The organism is Micromonospora sp. DT48 (genome assembly GCF_049844495.1).
In the GTDB taxonomy this organism is placed as follows: domain Bacteria; phylum Actinomycetota; class Actinomycetes; order Mycobacteriales; family Micromonosporaceae; genus Micromonospora.
In genome coordinates, this window is the sequence record NZ_JBNCLE010000010.1 from 248,600 (window position 1) to 263,700 (window position 15,101).

Consider the following 15,101-nt stretch of genomic DNA (forward strand, 5'->3'; position numbering starts at 1 on the left):
CCCTAGCTGCGGTGATCGACGGGGGACGCCGCAGCGGCGACGAACCCGCTACCGTGTGCACTGCACCGTGCGTGTCGGCGCGTCGGTGTCACCCGCCCGGGTGGTGGAACGGCAGACACGGCCGCCTTAAAAGCGGCTGCCGCAAGGCGTGCGGGTTCGACCCCCGCCCCGGGCACTCTCAGCGATCGCTCAGCCTTCCCGTCGCCATCGGGCCGTGCCGGGCGTTTACTCTTGTATGGCGCGTTGACGTGCCACGACCCCCTTAGGGAGGCCAGTAAAGTGAAGACTTCGAACCCGGTGCTCGCTCGGCTCGGTCAGGCGGCCGAGCGGGAGCGGGCCGCCGGGTACGCCCCGTCCGGGCCGTACGGACAGCCCGGCTACCCCCAGCAGTACCCGCCGCAGGCCGGTTACCCCGGCGCGCCCGGCTTCCCGTCGGCCCCGCCGGCGGTCACCCCCATGTCGATCGACGACGTGGTCGTCAAGACGGTCACCCTCCTGGCCATCGTCGGCGTCGCCGCCGCGGCGGCGTGGGCGTTGGTGCCCGACGCGCTGCTCGGCGTCGCCTGGATCGGCGCGGCCGTCGTCGGCCTGGTGCTCGGCCTGATCATCTCGTTCTCCCGGATGGCGAACCCGGCGCTCGTGGTCGCGTACGCGGCCGTCGAGGGTGTCCTCGTCGGAGCGGTGAGCAAGTTCTTCGAGTCGATGTACGACGGCATCGTGCTCCAGGCGGTCACCGCCACCTTCGGTGTCTTCTTCGTGATGACCATGCTCTACAAGGCGCGGGTCATCCGGGCGACGCCGAAGTTCGTCAAGGGCATGATCGCGGTGATGGCGGGTCTCTTCGCCGTCATGCTGATCAACCTGGTGCTGGCCATGTTCGGCGTCAACACCGGCCTGCGTGACGGCAGCCCGCTGGCTATCGGGTTCAGCATCGTCTGCATCGTGGTGGCCTCGTTGAGCTTCGTGCTCAGCTTCAAGGAGGTCGAGGACGGCGTCCGGATGGGCCTGCCGCAGCGCTACTCCTGGGTGGCCGCGTTCGGCATCCTGGTCAGCCTGATCTGGCTCTACATCGAGATGCTGCGTCTGCTGAGCTACTTCCAGGGCGAAGACTGACCTGGTCGTCGCCGACTGACCGACTGGTGCCCGCCCCACCCCGGGGCGGGCGCCGTCGTCATCCCGCCCGTTGAATCCTGGGCGCCGATCACACCGTTCGGCACCCGCCGGGACGGTGGGGCGGGTGCGTAGAGTTCGGGGGGTGGAGACGGACGCTGGGGCTGAGGTGGCGCGGGGGGTCGAGCTGTTGGTCCGGCAGGTCGGCCACTGGCAGCAGCCACGGTGGTCGGCACCCGCGTCGACCGGCAACGTGTCCCGGGCGGATCTGGTGCACCGGCTGGTGCAGGAGATCGCCAACCTGGCGGCGGACGCAGAAGGGCAGCCACGTCGAGCCGTACCCCGGCTCGACAACGACCTCGCCCTGCCCGACCAGCTCCGGGTGGTGACCGCCGACCTGCTTGCCGCCGACGCGGGCGAGGAGGCGCTGGCTCGGGCCGCCACCGAGGTGGCGGCGACCCGGGCCGCGCTCTAGCCACCAGGGACGCGCACCGGCCGCGACCGGCGGGCCTGTCGTCAGCTGAGGCGCTCGATGACCATCGCCATGCCCTGCCCGCCGCCGACGCACATGGTCTCCAGACCGATGGTCGCGTCGTGCCACTGGAGGGCGTTGAGCAGCGTGCCGGTGATCCGGGCGCCGCTCATCCCGAAGGGGTGACCGACGGCGATCGCGCCGCCCATCACGTTCAGCTTCTCCTCCGGAATGCCGAGCTGGCGGTACGACGGGATCACCTGGGCGGCGAACGCCTCGTTGATCTCGACCAGATCGACGTCGTCGATGGTCATGCCGGCGCGTGCGAGCGCCTGGCGGCTCGCCTCCACCGGACCGAGGCCCATGATCTCCGGGGACAGCGCGGTGACTCCCGTCGACACGATCCGCGCCAGCGGGGTCACGCCCAGTTCCTCGGCCCGCTGGGCGCTCATCACCACCACGGCGGCGGCCCCGTCGTTGAGCGGGCAGCAGTTGCCGGCGGTGATCCGGCCATCGGGGCGGAAGACCGGCTTGAGCGCGGAGACCGCCTCCAGGGTCACCCCGGCGCGGGGGCCGTCGTCGGCGCTGACCACGGTGCCGTCGGGCGTGGTGACCGGGGTGATCTCGCGGGCCCAGAAGCCGTCGGCGATCGCCTTCTCGGTCAGGTTCTGGCTGCGTACGCCGAAGGCGTCCATGTCCTCGCGGCTCACGTCGTACACCTGGGCGAGGTTCTCGGCGGTCTGCCCCATGGACAGGTAGACGTCGGGCAGCGCGTCGCGTTCGCGCGGGTCGGTCCAGACCGGCGCGTCGGCCTCGGCGCGGGCCTTGGACAACTCGCGTGCCTGCGCGAAGCGGGGATTCTCCCAACCGCCCCCGACCAGGGCCTGAGCCTCCGGGGGCAGGCCGTCGGAGCTGCCGCGGGCGTACCGGGAGACCATCTCGACACCGGCGGAGATGAAGACGTCTCCCTCACCGGCGCGGATCGCGTGCATGGCCATCCGCGTGGTCTGCAACGAGGAGGCGCAGTAGCGGGTGAGGGTGGCGCCGGGCAGACCGTCGAGACCCATCAGCACGGCGACCACGCGGGCCATGTTGAAGCCCTGTTCGCCGCCGGGCAGGCCGCACCCGAGGTAAAGGTCGTCGATGTGTCGCGGGTCGAGCTGCGGCACCTTGTCGAGGGCCGCCTGAACGATGGTGGCGGCCAGATCGTCCGGGCGGAGTTCGCGGAGGGACCCCTTGTGGGCTCGGCCGATGGGGGAGCGGGCGGTGGCGACGATGACGGCGTCGCGGGACGACTCAATCGGCATACCGCCACGTTAACTCGCCGGTAACTTGCAGCGGAAGTTTTCTGGCAGCCGGAAATGTCACCCCGCGCCACCCGGAACGACCGCCGAGTCGCTCAGTGGCGGGAGGCGATGGCCGCGGCGGCGACCACCGCCGGCAGCAGAGCGTGGGCCCAGACCCGGTAACCGTCGGCGGAGGGGTGGTAACCGTCGTGGCAGAAGGTGCCGGCATCGGCCCGGAACACCGGGCCCGTCTCGGTGGCCAGGTCGACCACCGACCCGCCGGCGTCGAGCACCGCAGCGGTCTGCGCCTGGGCGACGCGACGTCCCATCCATCCGACGACCTGCCGCAGGGGCGACGCGATCGCGCGTACGGCGCCGAGATCCGGGCAGGTGCCCACCACGACCTCGACACCGGCCTGGCGCAGCCGGTGCACGGCCGCACCGAGGTAGGCGGCGGCCTCGGTCGGACGCCGCATGCTGGTGACGTCGTTGGCACCGACCAGGATGACCGCCACGTCCGGCCGTTCACCGAGCAGCGCCCGAGCCACCTGGGTGGCCAAGTCGGTGGAGCGGGAACCGGAGACACCGACGCTGGACAGGTGCACCTGACGCCCGCCCGGCCCTTCGGCGAGCAGCTCCGCCAGTTGCCCGCCGATGGTGTCGCCGAGACGGTCGACACCGACGCCGAGAGCGGAGGAGTCACCGAGCAGCACCAGGCGCAGCGGTGGGGTGCCGGCCCGCCCGACAGTCGCCCGCAGCGCCAGTCCGAGTTCGGGTTGGGCGTATCGACGGTTGCGCGCCACCACGGCCTCGCCGGCGAGCACCGCAGCCCCGCCGAGCGCGCCGGCGAGCAGAGAGAGCGCGGCGGTGCGGGCGACCCGCGCGGCGACCCGGCTGCCGTGAGGGAGGGCGGTCATGGCGTCACCCTCGGGTCTGCGTCGAAACCGCATCGCCCCCTGATCCGCTCGGTCATGAGAATCCTTCCGCTGCCGGTGAGTCGACGGTGGGTGCCGGCTGTGGCATCGGCGCGATCCCGAAGCGCCGCCGCCGACGCAACTGCGCCCAACGACCGGCCGGACCGCTCTCGCTGCCACGGACCTGCGTGCCGCTGACCTCCGTCCCAGGGTGCCGCGCCGCCTCCTGCGCGGCCTTCGGCAAAGACCGTACGCCTTCGCGGCGGGTTGGCGTAGGTCTGCGTTCGGCACCGTGCCCCAGAGCGGAGATCACGGTCGGCAACAGCGCGGCGGCAGCCGCCGCGTATCCGTCCGCGGAGGGATGAAACCGGTCCCAGGCGAACATCCGCCCCGGCTCGGCGTCGAACCGGGGACCGAGCAGGTCGCCGAGGGAGACCGTCCAGCCTCCGGCGGAGACCACCGCGACCGTCTGCGCTGCGGCGAGTTGCCGGCTCCACCGGCGGGCCAGCCAGCGCAGCGGCGGCTGGATGGGGCGGATGGCGCCCAGGTCGGGGCAGGTGCCGACGACCACCTCGGCACCGGCCGCGCGCAGCGCGCGGACCCCCTCGACGAGGTAACGCACGGCCAGGGCCGGCGGCGTACGGTTGGTGACGTCGTTGCCGCCGATGAGGATGACCGCCACATCGGGGTCGCATTCCAGGGCCGCCTCGACCTGGAACTTCAGCCCGGCCGAGATGGCACCCACCACCGCGAAGCGGTGCAACCGGACGGGTCGTTGGAGGCGTCGGGACAGACCGGTGGCCAACAGCGCGCCCGGCGTCTCCCGCCGTCGGTGTACCCCGTAACCGGCGGCCGACGAGTCGCCGAGGATGACCATGGTGATGGCGGGCCCGGGGAACTTCGCGCCGTAGACGCCGTCGCAGCGCGGTGGCGGTGCCTCGGCCATCGGAATGGTGCGCCGGGCCTGTCGGGCCTGCCCGAAGAGCACCCCGGTCGTCGCTGCCGCAGCCGCCACCGTGGCACCCGTGCCGATGGCCGCCAACCGGGCCACCCGCAGGGCGCGCTGCCAGCGCGGACGATCCGGTACGACGGAACCAGCGAGCCCCATACCGTGACACTAGCGCGGCCCTCCGACGTCCCGCTGTCATCGTCGCGGCGCTCCGGTGCCTGGAAAACGACTGTGCTGGGTACCTGGGTGGACAGTGTTGCGGCGGGGCGTCACGCTGCACGTGGAGAGGAGCACGACGATGGCTAAGACGTTGAAGCGAGGTGCCGCGTTCGTGGCCCTGGCCCGGGCGATGACCGCCGGTGCCCGGGGCGGGCCGTCCCTCGGCGCCCGGCTCGGGGCGCTGCCCAGGATGATCGCGGCCACCGCCCGTGGCCAGTACGACGGTGGTCTGCGGCTGGCCATGATGACCGCGGCCACGGCGTACATCGTCTCGCCGATCGACGTGGTGCCGGAGATGTTCCTCACGGTCTTCGGGCTGATCGACGACGCGGTGATGGTCACCTGGCTGGCCGGCGCGGTGCTGGCCGAGACCGAGCGCTTCCTGGAGTGGGAAGCGCGACGCAGCACCGTGGTCCCCGGCCACGTGGTCCCCTGACCGACGTACTCTGGGCGGGAATTCCACCTGACTCACCCGCCCGGCCTGGCGTGCCGGTGCCGGAGCAGAAGGGCACGAAGAGGTGCAGTACTACGACAACGTCGTCGAAATGATCGGCAACACGCCGCTGGTACGGCTACGCAACGTCGCCGAGGGCATCCAGGCGACGGTGCTGGCGAAGGTGGAGTACGTCAACCCCGGCGGGTCGGTGAAGGACCGGATCGCGTTGCGCATGGTGGAGGACGCCGAGGCGGCGGGGCTGCTCCGCCCGGGCGGCACCATCGTCGAACCGACCAGCGGCAACACGGGTGTCGGGTTGGCTTTGGTCGCCCAGCTCAAGGGCTACAAGTGCGTCTTCGTCTGCCCGGACAAGGTCAGCCAGGACAAGCAGGACGTGCTGCGGGCGTACGGCGCCGAGGTGGTGGTCTGCCCGACGGCGGTCGCGCCGGAGGACCCCCGCTCCTACTACAACGTCTCCGACCGGTTGGCCCGGGAGATCCCCGGCGCGTGGAAGCCCGACCAGTACGCCAACCCGGCGAACCCGCGCTCGCACTACGAGACCACCGGCCCGGAGCTGTGGAAGCAGACCGAGGGGCGGATCACCCACTTCGTGGCGGGGGTGGGTACCGGCGGCACGATCTCCGGCATCGGGCGCTACCTGAAGGAAGCCTCCGGCGGCACCGTCAAGGTCATCGGCGCGGACCCGGAGGGTTCGGTCTATTCCGGCGGCACGGGTCGGCCGTACCTGGTCGAGGGGGTCGGTGAGGACTTCTGGCCCGAGACGTACGACCGGGACATCGCCGACGAGATCATCGAGGTGTCGGACAAGCAGTCGTTCGAGATGACCCGGCGGTTGGCCCGCGAGGAGGGACTGCTGGTCGGTGGCTCCTGCGGTATGGCGGCCGTCGCGGCATTGGAGGTGGCCCGCGCCGCCGGACCGGACGACGTGATCGTGGTGCTGTTGCCGGACGGCGGTCGCGGCTACCTCTCCAAGATCTTCAATGACGAATGGATGGCCCGGTACGGCTTCCTCGACGCCTCCGGTTCCGAGCCCACCGTGGCCGAGGCCCTGGCGGGCAAGCCGGGCGGCCTGCCCGAGCTGGTGCACGTGCACCCGACCGAGACGGTCCGCGACGCCGTCGACTACATGCGTGAGTACGGCGTCTCGCAGTTGCCGGTGCTGAAGGCCGAACCGCCGGTGGTGACCGGCGAGGTGGCCGGCTCGATCGCGGAGAAGGATCTGCTCGACGCGCTGTTCACCGGCCAGGCGCAGCTGCACGACACGATCGAGCGGCACATGGCACCGCCGCTGCCCATGATCGGCGGTGGCCAGCCGGTGAGCGAGGCGGTGAACCTGTTGGAGAAGTCCGACGCCGCGCTGGTGCTCATCGACGGCAAGCCCAAGGGTGTCCTCACCCGCCAGGACCTCCTAGCCCACCTCGGCGCCCGCTGAAGGTGCAAGGAAGGGCACCTTCTTAACGCGTGGTGTATAGCAAGGGCCCCCTCTTAACGCCGCCCTCGAATTCGCAAGATCGAGTGTTAAGAAGGTGCCCTTCCTATACCGCAGGCGTTAAGAAGGTGCCCTTCCTTACAGAAGCAGGGTGTAGCGGAGTTGGGGGACGGGGATGGTGCCGATGAATTCGTTCTGTTCGGTACCGGTCGGCTGCCAGCCGCCACGTTCGTAGAAGCGGCGGGCGGCGACGTTCTCGCGGAGCACCCAGAGCACCGCGCGCCGCCAGCCGCGCTCCCGCATCCCGGCCAGCGCCTCGATCATTAGCTCCCGGCCGACGCCTCGACCGCGCTCGGCGGGGGCAAGGTGGATCGCGCAGAGTAGCCCGGTGTCCGGCCCCTCCTCGTCGTCCGGGCCGGAATAACTGAACCCGACCAGAGTGTCGTCGCGTACCGCCAGGGTCATCCAGTGGCTGTCGCGTTCCCATTTCCATCGCTCGGCCCAGTACTCGCCCATGGCCTGCGGCGTCGGGTCGGCCAGCGCCTCGGGCGGCAGGAAGGACGAGTACGTGGCGACCCGGGAACGTTGGTGCAGGGCACCGACCGCCATCAGGTCATCGGGAGTCGCGGCACGCAGCGTGACGGTCACCCAGCCGAGGGTACCCGTCGGGGTGGCACCTGAACCGTGGTCAGATCCTCGGCGACCACCAGGTCACCGTCGAAATGCCGACGTGCCTCGTCGACGAAGCGGGCCGGATCGGTGTACCGCTGGGAGAAGTGGGTGAGCACGAGTGTGCGTACCCCCGACTCGGCCGCCACCCGCGCGGCCTGACCGGCGGTGAGGTGCCCGAACTCGGCGGCCAGCGCCGCCTCCGACTCCAGGAATGTCGACTCGATGACCAGCAGGTCGGCGTGCTCGGCGAGGGCGTACACCCCGTCGCAGAGCGCGGTGTCCATCACGAAGGCGAACCGCTGCCCCGGCCGACGCACGCTCACCTCCTCCCGGGTGACCCGGCGTCCGTCGAGGTCGAGGTGGCCGGTGCGGTGCAGCTCGCCGACGGCGGGCCCGGCGATGCCGTACGCGGCCAGCCGCTCCGGCAGCATCCGACGCCCGTCCGGCTCCAGCAGCCGATAGCCGTACGTCTCGACGCGGTGCCGCAGCCGCCGTGCCTCCAACGTCACGTGGCGCAGCGCGATCCGCTGCCCGTCCGTCTCGATGGGTTCCACGGCCAGTTCGGCGGTCTCGTGGAAGGCACTGGCGTGCCGCAGCCGGTCGAAGTAGTCGACACCTCCGGCGGGGAAGTGCACCGCCACCGGGCGGGGCACCCGGTCCAGGGACAGCCGCTGGATGATGCCGGGCAGGCCGAGGCAGTGGTCGCCGTGGAAGTGGGTGACGCAGATCCGGGTCAGGTCCGTGGCGGTGACGCCGCTGTGTTGCAGTTGCCGCTGGCTGCCCTCGCCGGGGTCGAAGAGGATCACCTCGTCGTCCCAGCGCAGCACGTAGCCGTTGTGGTTGCGGGTTCGGGTGGGCACCTGGCTCGCGGTGCCGAGCACCACCAGTTCGCGCATGGACACGGCCACCTCCGGTGCGGATGAAAAGCGACCCCCGGGGCTTCCGCGCTGACGCGCGGGCCGGCTGGACTGGGCCGGCACCCCGGGGGTCGGGTGGCTGTCGTGGTTTCGCCGCACCGCTGCCACACGGTCTCGACGACTCTTACCGTGGCCCACCCCTGGGGGTGAGCGTCACTGTCGAGGACAGCGGCTAGCGGACAGCCACCTCACGAGTCCGATTGCTATACAAGTCTGGACCACCTCCTTTCCCGTGTACCGCCACGCTATCGAGCTGCCGGTTCACCAGCAACGGATTTCGATCACACCGCCGGTCGGGCCGTCGTCAGCCCTCCGGGACGATGCCGATCGGGCCCTCGCGGGGGCCGTCGGCGCTGGCCGGCTGCACCGCCAGCGACGGGAAGTCGGCGAGGTCGCCCTCCGGCTCCGCGTCCCATTCGGGGAACACCAGGTCGCTCTGGAGGTACAGACAGAGCAGCTGGGCCAGGTGGCGCAGCCCTTCCAGGTGGGTGCGCTCGTGACCGTGGGTCGCGTCGACACCGAAGCCGAGCAGCGCCACCCGGGCGTGCGCCCCCGCCTCCACCGCCGCCGCCACGTCCGAGCGGTAGTAGTCGAAGACGTCCCGGACGAGATCGACACCGTGTTCCCGGGCGATCGCCGCCAGGTTGCGGCTGAGGTGGTAGTCGAACGGCCCCACGCCGTCGCCCATCGCCAGGGTGGCGGAGTGCTCCCGGGACTGCTGCCCGGGGGCGACCACCGCCGCGTCGACCGAGACGATCTCGGCCACGTCGGGGTCGAGGCCGTGGGACGCGCCGTGGCCGATCTCCTCGGTCACGGTGATCAGCAGATGCGCGGTCACCGCCGGTTTCACCCCGGCGTCGACCATCGCCTTCATGGCGGTGAGCACCGCCGCCACGCCGGCCTTGTCGTCCAGGTGGCGGGACTTCACGTAGCCGCTGGGGGTGACCGTCGGGTTGGGCAGGAACGCCACGAAGTCGCCCGCGTCGATGCCGAGTGCTCGCAGCCCGGCGATGTCCTCCACCGGCTCGTCGACGCGTACCTCCACCTGCTCCCAGCCGATGCCCTGGAGGTCGACCGCCTCGTTGTAGCGGTGACCGCTTGCCTTGAGCGGCAGCACCTGACCGGTGATCACCCGATCCAGGTCGTCGGTGAAGATCCGCACGTGGGCGCCTTCGGCGAACCGGGCGCTGTGCGTGCCGATCGGCTTCAGCTCCAGCCGACCGTTCTCCTTCAGCCGCTTGACCATCCCGCCGATGGTGTCGGTGTGCACCACGATGGCCCGGTCCGCCCCGGTTTCACGGGGGCCGGGCAGGCAGGCGCTCAGCGCGCCCCGGCGGGTCAGGGTCGACGGAATGCCGAGCGCCGACAAGCGCTCACCGACGTACTGCTGCACGTGGTCGGTGCGTCCCGACGGACTCGGGATATCGAGCAGCTCGACCAGCACCTGGCGGAGATAGTCCAGGTCGATGGGGAGCGGAGTGGTCTTGCGTACGGTCATGCCCCAGATGGTGCCGCACCGGCCGGGGTCCACAGCCGCTGCGGTGCCCGAGTCCCGGGAAAGAGTAGATCCACGAAGCGTTCGGCGGTCGGCTGCGGCTCGTGGTTGGCCAGCCCCGGCCGCTCGTTGGCCTCGATGAAGACGTGCTCGGGTTGGTCCGGTGCCGGGACCAGCAGGTCGAGCCCGGTGACCGGGATGTCGATGGCACGGCTGGCGGCCACGCACGCCTCGGCGATCACCGGATGCAGCTCCCCGGTCACGTCGTGGATGGTGCCGCCGGTGTGCAGGTTCGCGGTGCGTCGCACGGCCAGCAACTGCCCCTCGGGCAGGACGTCGTGCAGTCGGTAACCGGCCTCGGCAACCACGTCCCGGGTCATGTCGTCGAGCGGGATGCGGGACTCGCCACCGGTGGCGGCGGCCCGGCGGCGACTCTGCCGCTCGATCAGCTCGGCGATGTCGTGCACGCCGTCACCGGTGATCGAGGCGGGCCGGCGTACGGCGGCGGCCACCACCTCGTGATCGATCATGATGACCCGCAGGTCCTCACCGGCGCACAGCTCCTCCAGCAGCACCTCGGGGCAGAACCGGGCGGCCAGCGCCACGGCGGCGGCCAGCGCCTCCGGGGTGCGTACCCCGACGGTGATGCCCTGGCCCTGCTCGCCCCGGGCCGGCTTGACCACCAGCTGGCCCACCTCGGCCAGGAACTCCGCGTCGGCGGCGTCACCGGTGGCGGTGCGCCCGCGCGGCACCGACAGGCCGGCCTCGGCGAGGATCCGGCGGGTGACCCGCTTGTCGTCGCAGCGGCTCATCGCCACCGCCGAGGTCAGCTCGGACAGCGACTCCCGGGTGAGGATGGTCCGGCCGCCGCTGGTCAACCGCAGCTCCCCCCACTCCGGGTCGGTCACCTCCACCCGGATGCCCCGCCGCATCGCCTCGTCGGCGACGATGCGCGCGTACGGGTTGAGCCCGTCGTAGCCGACCGGCATGGCCGGCAGGAACAGTCGCTCGTTGATCGGGTTCTTCCGCTTCACGCAGAGCGTGGCGGTGCGGTAGAAGCCGAGCCGCTCGTAGAGCCGGACCGCCCCGGCGTTCTCGGCCAGCACGGACAGGTCGACGTACGCGCGGCCCCGGGCGACCAGCCGGGCGGCCAGCTCGGTGATGAGCGCCTGCCCGGTCCCCGGCGGGGCCTGGTTGAAGTCGACGGTCAGGCACCACAGGCTGGCGCCGTTGTCCGGATCGTCGAAGACCGCCACGTGGTCGATGCCGGTGATCGTGCCGACGATCTCGCCACTGGCCGCCTCGGCCACCAGGTGCAGGAAGCGGTCGGTCGCGGCGTTGTCGACCAGCACGTCGACCGGGGCGGTGACCATGCCGTTGGCCGCGTAGATCCGGTTGACCGCGTCGGCGTCGGCGGCGTCGCGCAACCGGCGGATGCGTACCCCGGGCAGCTCGTTGCGGCCGTCGAGCGGTGCCGGGATCTCGGCGGTGCCGGCCTCCTCGCTGGTGCCCGACCCGACCTGCGGTCCGCGACGCTCCCCGCCGAGTGGCAGTCGGTAGGTCAGGGACGGGTCGATGAACAGCTCGTCGGGCAGCCGGGAGACCAGCACGTGTGGATCCCGCAGATAGATGCAGATGTCCCGGGCACCGGCCGCCTCGGAGCGCAGCACGTCGGCGACCGCGGCCTGGTCGGCGAAGGTCTGGCCGAAGACCAGCCGTCCCCACCCGCAGTCGAGGATGACATCCGTACCGGTGTTCGGGCGTTCGTCGGCGGTCGGACCGGCGGTGCCGCCCGTGGCGACCGGGTCGCCGCCCGGTCCGACCCGCTCGTACCGTCTGCCGGTGCCGCGGCCCCGATCTGTCCGGGCGACTCCGGTGGCCAGGGTGTCGGTCACAGTCAGTCGATTCCGTGGCTCTGGAGCCACATTTCCAGGAGTCCGAGTTGCCACAGCTTGTTTCCGTTCAACGGGGTCAGTTCGGCGTTGGGGGCGTCGAGCAGGGCGTTGACGTAATCGGCGCGGAACAGGTCGCGGCGGCGGGCCTCGGGGGCGTACAGCGCGTCGCGTACCCGGTCGAGGAGCTTGCCCTCCAGGTGCGTCAGGCCGGGCACCGGGAAGTACCCCTTGGGCCGGTCGATGACCTCGTGCGGCAGCAGGCGGCGGCCGATCTCCTTCAGCACACCCTTGCCACCCTGCGCCAGCTTCAGTTCCGGCGGGCAGGCGGCGGCCAGCTCCACGAACTCGTGATCCAGGAACGGCACCCGGGCCTCCAGCCCGTGCGCCATGGTCATGTTGTCGACCCGCTTCACCGGGTCGTCGGTGAGCATGATCTGCGTGTCGATGCGCAGACCGGCGTCGACCGCGGTCTGCGCGCCGGGCCGCGCCAGGTGGGCGGCGACGAACTCCCGGGCCGGGTCGCCGTCGGTCAACCAGTCGGGGTTGAGCACCCGGGCCAGACCGGCGCCGTCACGGTCGAAGAAGGCCCGAGCGTACGTGTCGAGGGCCTGCTCCCGGCCGACCTGCGCCAGCGGTGGATACCAGTGGTAGCCGCCCAGGATCTCGTCGGCACCCTGACCGGACTGCACCACCTTGACGTGCCGCGACACCTCCTGGCTGAGCAGGTAGAAGGCGACACAGTCATGGCTGACCATGGGCTCGCTCATGGCCGCGACGGCCGCTTCCAGCGGCGGGACCAGATCCTGTGCGGCGACCCGGATCTGGTGGTGGTCGGTGTCGAAGGTCTTGGCGACCACGTCGGAGTAGCGGAACTCGTCACCCTCCCGGCCGCCGACCGCGTCGAAGCCGATGGAGAACGTCGAGAGCCCACGCTGCCCCTCCCCGGCCAGCAGGGCGACCACCAGGCTGGAGTCCAGGCCGCCGGAGAGCAGCACGCCCACCGGCACGTCGGCGACCATCCGACGGCGTACGGCGGTGGTGAGCGACTCGTGCAGCGCGTCCTGCCAGTCCCGCTCGGACCATCCGGCGTGCTCGTCGCGGCGCAGGAACGGCGGATCCCAGTAGACCCGCTCGTGGCTGCGGCCGTCGGCCTCGTATACCCGGACGGTGGCCGGGGGCAGCTTGGCGACCCCACGCAGGATGGTGCGCGGCGGCGGCACGATGCTGTGGAAGCTGAGGTAGTGGGCCAGCGCGACCGGGTCGATGGTGGTGTCCACCCCGCCGCCGGCCAACAGCGCCGGCAGGGTGCTGGCGAAGCGCACCACCCCGGCGGACTCGGCGAGGTAGAGCGGCTTGATGCCGAGCCGGTCCCGGGCCAGGATCAGGCGGCCGGTGTCGCGCTCGCTGATCGCCACCGCGAACATGCCGACAAGGTGGTCGACGAAGTCGAGCCCCCACTCGGCGTACGCCTTGATGACGACCTCGCTGTCGCCGCTGGAGAAGAAGTGGTGCCCCTTGGCGGCGAGTTCGGCCCGCAACTCGCGGTAGTTGTAGATGCAGCCGTTGAAGACGCCGGTCAGGCCGGCGGCCGAGTCGACGATCGGCTGGCTGCTGGCCGCCGACAGGTCGATGATTTTCAGCCGCCGGTGGCCGAGGGCGACCGCCCCCTGTGACCACACTCCGCTGCCGTCAGGCCCTCGATCGCACATGGTGGCGGCCATCCGCTCCACCGCCGCGACGTCGGCGCGTGACGCGTCCCGTCGGAACTCCCCAGCCAGTCCGCACATGTGAGCCCATGCTGCCAGAGGATGTTGCGATTTGCCTGTTGAGACCATGACGGTCGTGTAACAGCATTGCTAGAATCCGCGCCCCGCGATCAAGTGGCTGACACGTCGGTCAGCCGCTGTGCGATTTTGGTCTCCGCGTGGCGTCTGCGGCTTTTGGAGTACCCGCGCGGGTGTGACAAACGCCGCAACACCGGGGGGCGGGTCCTCGCGTACCCACGTCGACGGCCGGCCCGCCGAAAGTCGGCAGACCGGCCGGTCACGTCACAACCTGTGTGGTCTCAGCCCGCAGTACGGGCCACACCGACCGGGCAGCTCAGCCCGTTCGGGCCGTGGTTGCAGTAGCCGTTGGGGTTCTTGGTCGGCGCGAGATACTGCTGGTGGTAGTCCTCGGCCAGGTAGTAGTCGCCGAGTCGGGCGATCTCCGTGGTGATCTCGCCCTTGCCGGCGCGGGCCACGATCGGCGCGAACGCCTCTCGCGCCGCCTCGGCGGTCGCGAGCTGCTCGTCCGTGGTGGCGTAGATCGCGGACCGGTACTGGGTGCCCACATCGTTGCCCTGGCGCATGCCCTGGGTCGGGTCGTGGTTCTCCCAGAAGACCTTCAGCAGATCCTCGTAGCTGATCTTCGTGGGGTCGAACACCACCTGGACCACCTCGGCGTGCCCCGTCATCCCGGAGCAGACCTCGTCGTAGGTCGGGTTCGGGGTGTAACCACCCGCATAGCCCGCAGAGGTGGTGAAGACACCGGGCAGGGTCCAGAACAGGCGCTCGGCCCCCCAGAAACATCCCATGCCGAACACGGCCACCTGGTGGCCCTCGGGGAACGGGCCCTTCAGCGGGGTCCCGAGCACCTCGTGCCGGTCGGCCACCGGCATCGCGATGGGACGGCCGGGCAGGGCCCGGTCGGGTGAGATCATCTCGGCCTTCATACGGCGGAGGAACACGGTGGGACTCCTTTCGTACCCTTCCCCGCGTGCAACACAGGTGGGCCATGCTTCCTTACCCGCCGCACCGTCGGTCAGGCTGACCGGCGGGTCGCTCGGCCGGTTCACGCTCCCAGGGCGGCGCTGATCCGGTCGGCGTGGGCCGTCGCCTCCGCGTCGTCGGCGTAACGGGTACGCGGCCAGAAGAAGCCCCGTAGCCCGTCGCCCTTGGTCCGGGGTACCACGTGCGTGTGCAGGTGCGGCACCGACTGGGACACCTTGTTGTTCATCGCCACGAACGTGCCACCCGCGCCCATACCGGACTCGACCGCCACCGTCATCCGCCGTACCAGGCCGAAGTAACCGGCGAGGGACTCCGGCGGCAGGTCGGCGAGGGTGACCACGTGGGCGCGGGGCACCACCAGCACATGCCCCTTGAACACCGGCCGGGTGTCCAGGAACGCCACCCCGTCCGGCTCGTCGGTCACCCGGAACGCCGGCACCTCACCGGCCACGATCCCGCAGAACACACACCCCGCCACCCGGCCAGACTAAGACCGGAACGCTGTCGCCGCCGTT

General features: G+C 71.0%; 14 protein-coding genes and 1 tRNA gene. 5 read left to right on the forward strand and 10 right to left on the reverse strand.

Features of this window, described 5'->3' with window-relative positions; all coding sequences use genetic code 11:
• Positions 1-94: 94 nt before the first annotated feature.
• The 3 genes from ACLQ2S_RS14520 (at position 95) to ACLQ2S_RS14530 (ending at position 1,585) form a co-directional block, all read left to right on the forward strand.
• A tRNA-Leu gene (locus ACLQ2S_RS14520) sits at positions 95-175 on the forward strand.
• Between the two features lie 104 nt (positions 176-279).
• A complete protein-coding gene (locus ACLQ2S_RS14525) occupies positions 280-1,113 on the forward strand; it encodes a Bax inhibitor-1/YccA family protein (RefSeq protein ID WP_309222672.1) in 834 nt (277 codons plus the stop codon).
• Positions 1,114-1,255: 142 nt separating this feature from the next.
• Entirely contained in the window at positions 1,256-1,585 is a 330-nt protein-coding gene (locus tag ACLQ2S_RS14530) for a hypothetical protein (RefSeq protein WP_309222671.1), read from the forward strand.
• Between the two features lie 41 nt (positions 1,586-1,626).
• Here the strand turns inward: ACLQ2S_RS14530 and ACLQ2S_RS14535 are convergent, their stop codons facing one another.
• The 3 genes from ACLQ2S_RS14535 to ACLQ2S_RS14545 all read right to left on the reverse strand — a co-directional run bounded on the left by ACLQ2S_RS14535 (position 1,627) and on the right by ACLQ2S_RS14545 (position 4,890).
• The gene (locus ACLQ2S_RS14535) at positions 1,627-2,889 is read right to left on the reverse strand and encodes an acetyl-CoA C-acetyltransferase (RefSeq protein WP_155215111.1); all 1,263 of its coding nucleotides are present in this window, start codon (positions 2,887-2,889) and stop codon (positions 1,627-1,629) included.
• A gap of 92 nt (positions 2,890-2,981) precedes the next feature.
• Entirely contained in the window at positions 2,982-3,785 is an 804-nt protein-coding gene (locus ACLQ2S_RS14540; RefSeq protein ID WP_155215110.1) for an SGNH/GDSL hydrolase family protein, read from the reverse strand.
• A 52-nt stretch (positions 3,786-3,837) separates the two neighbouring features.
• On the reverse strand, positions 3,838-4,890 hold the full coding sequence (locus tag ACLQ2S_RS14545; protein ID WP_155215109.1) for an SGNH/GDSL hydrolase family protein: 1,053 nt from the start codon (positions 4,888-4,890) through the stop codon (positions 3,838-3,840).
• 139 nt (positions 4,891-5,029) lie between these two features.
• Here ACLQ2S_RS14545 and ACLQ2S_RS14550 point away from each other — a divergent pair, with 139 nt between their 5' ends.
• Both ACLQ2S_RS14550 and ACLQ2S_RS14555 read left to right on the forward strand, forming a co-directional pair.
• On the forward strand, positions 5,030-5,386 hold the full coding sequence (locus ACLQ2S_RS14550; protein ID WP_155215108.1) for a YkvA family protein: 357 nt from the start codon (positions 5,030-5,032) through the stop codon (positions 5,384-5,386).
• Positions 5,387-5,468: 82 nt separating this feature from the next.
• Positions 5,469-6,839, forward strand: coding sequence for a cystathionine beta-synthase (locus ACLQ2S_RS14555; RefSeq protein WP_309222670.1), 1,371 nt, complete (start codon positions 5,469-5,471; stop codon positions 6,837-6,839).
• 135 nt (positions 6,840-6,974) lie between these two features.
• Here ACLQ2S_RS14555 and ACLQ2S_RS14560 read toward each other — a convergent pair whose 3' ends face one another.
• The 7 genes from ACLQ2S_RS14560 to ACLQ2S_RS14590 all read right to left on the reverse strand — a co-directional run bounded on the left by ACLQ2S_RS14560 (position 6,975) and on the right by ACLQ2S_RS14590 (position 15,064).
• Entirely contained in the window at positions 6,975-7,484 is a 510-nt protein-coding gene (locus ACLQ2S_RS14560) for a GNAT family N-acetyltransferase (RefSeq protein ID WP_309222669.1), read from the reverse strand.
• Positions 7,481-8,410, reverse strand: a complete 930-nt coding sequence (locus ACLQ2S_RS14565; RefSeq protein WP_309222668.1) for a ribonuclease Z — start codon at positions 8,408-8,410, stop codon at positions 7,481-7,483. The genes ACLQ2S_RS14560 and ACLQ2S_RS14565 overlap by 4 nt, the downstream gene beginning before the upstream one ends.
• Before the next feature lie 319 nt (positions 8,411-8,729).
• Complete coding sequence (locus tag ACLQ2S_RS14570) at positions 8,730-9,923, reverse strand: osmoprotectant NAGGN system M42 family peptidase (protein WP_155215107.1); 1,194 nt, start codon at positions 9,921-9,923, stop codon at positions 8,730-8,732.
• A complete protein-coding gene (gene ngg, locus ACLQ2S_RS14575; RefSeq protein ID WP_309222667.1) occupies positions 9,920-11,815 on the reverse strand; it encodes an N-acetylglutaminylglutamine synthetase in 1,896 nt (631 codons plus the stop codon). Before ngg ends, ACLQ2S_RS14570 begins: the two co-directional genes overlap by 4 nt.
• A gap of 2 nt (positions 11,816-11,817) precedes the next feature.
• On the reverse strand, positions 11,818-13,602 hold the full coding sequence (locus ACLQ2S_RS14580) for an N-acetylglutaminylglutamine amidotransferase (protein WP_155215106.1): 1,785 nt from the start codon (positions 13,600-13,602) through the stop codon (positions 11,818-11,820).
• A gap of 278 nt (positions 13,603-13,880) precedes the next feature.
• Complete coding sequence (msrA, locus tag ACLQ2S_RS14585) at positions 13,881-14,543, reverse strand: peptide-methionine (S)-S-oxide reductase MsrA (protein ID WP_309222666.1); 663 nt, start codon at positions 14,541-14,543, stop codon at positions 13,881-13,883.
• Positions 14,544-14,647: 104 nt separating this feature from the next.
• The gene (locus tag ACLQ2S_RS14590; protein ID WP_309222665.1) at positions 14,648-15,064 is read right to left on the reverse strand and encodes an HIT family protein; all 417 of its coding nucleotides are present in this window, start codon (positions 15,062-15,064) and stop codon (positions 14,648-14,650) included.
• Between the last annotated feature and the right edge of the window lie 37 nt (positions 15,065-15,101).

Bases quoted from the DNA above. Each gene is read 5' to 3' on its own strand.
- ACLQ2S_RS14535 (WP_155215111.1), bottom strand. From the start codon at position 2,889: ATGCCGATTGAGTCGTCCCGCGACGCCGTCATCGTCGCCACCGCCCGC.
- ACLQ2S_RS14540 (WP_155215110.1), bottom strand. From the start codon at position 3,785: ATGACCGCCCTCCCTCACGGCAGCCGGGTCGCCGCGCGGGTCGCCCGC.
- ACLQ2S_RS14545 (WP_155215109.1), bottom strand. From the start codon at position 4,890: ATGGGGCTCGCTGGTTCCGTCGTACCGGATCGTCCGCGCTGGCAGCGC.
- ACLQ2S_RS14550 (WP_155215108.1), top strand. From the start codon at position 5,030: ATGGCTAAGACGTTGAAGCGAGGTGCCGCGTTCGTGGCCCTGGCCCGG.
- ACLQ2S_RS14570 (WP_155215107.1), bottom strand. From the start codon at position 9,923: ATGACCGTACGCAAGACCACTCCGCTCCCCATCGACCTGGACTATCTC.
- ACLQ2S_RS14580 (WP_155215106.1), bottom strand. From the start codon at position 13,602: ATGTGCGGACTGGCTGGGGAGTTCCGACGGGACGCGTCACGCGCCGAC.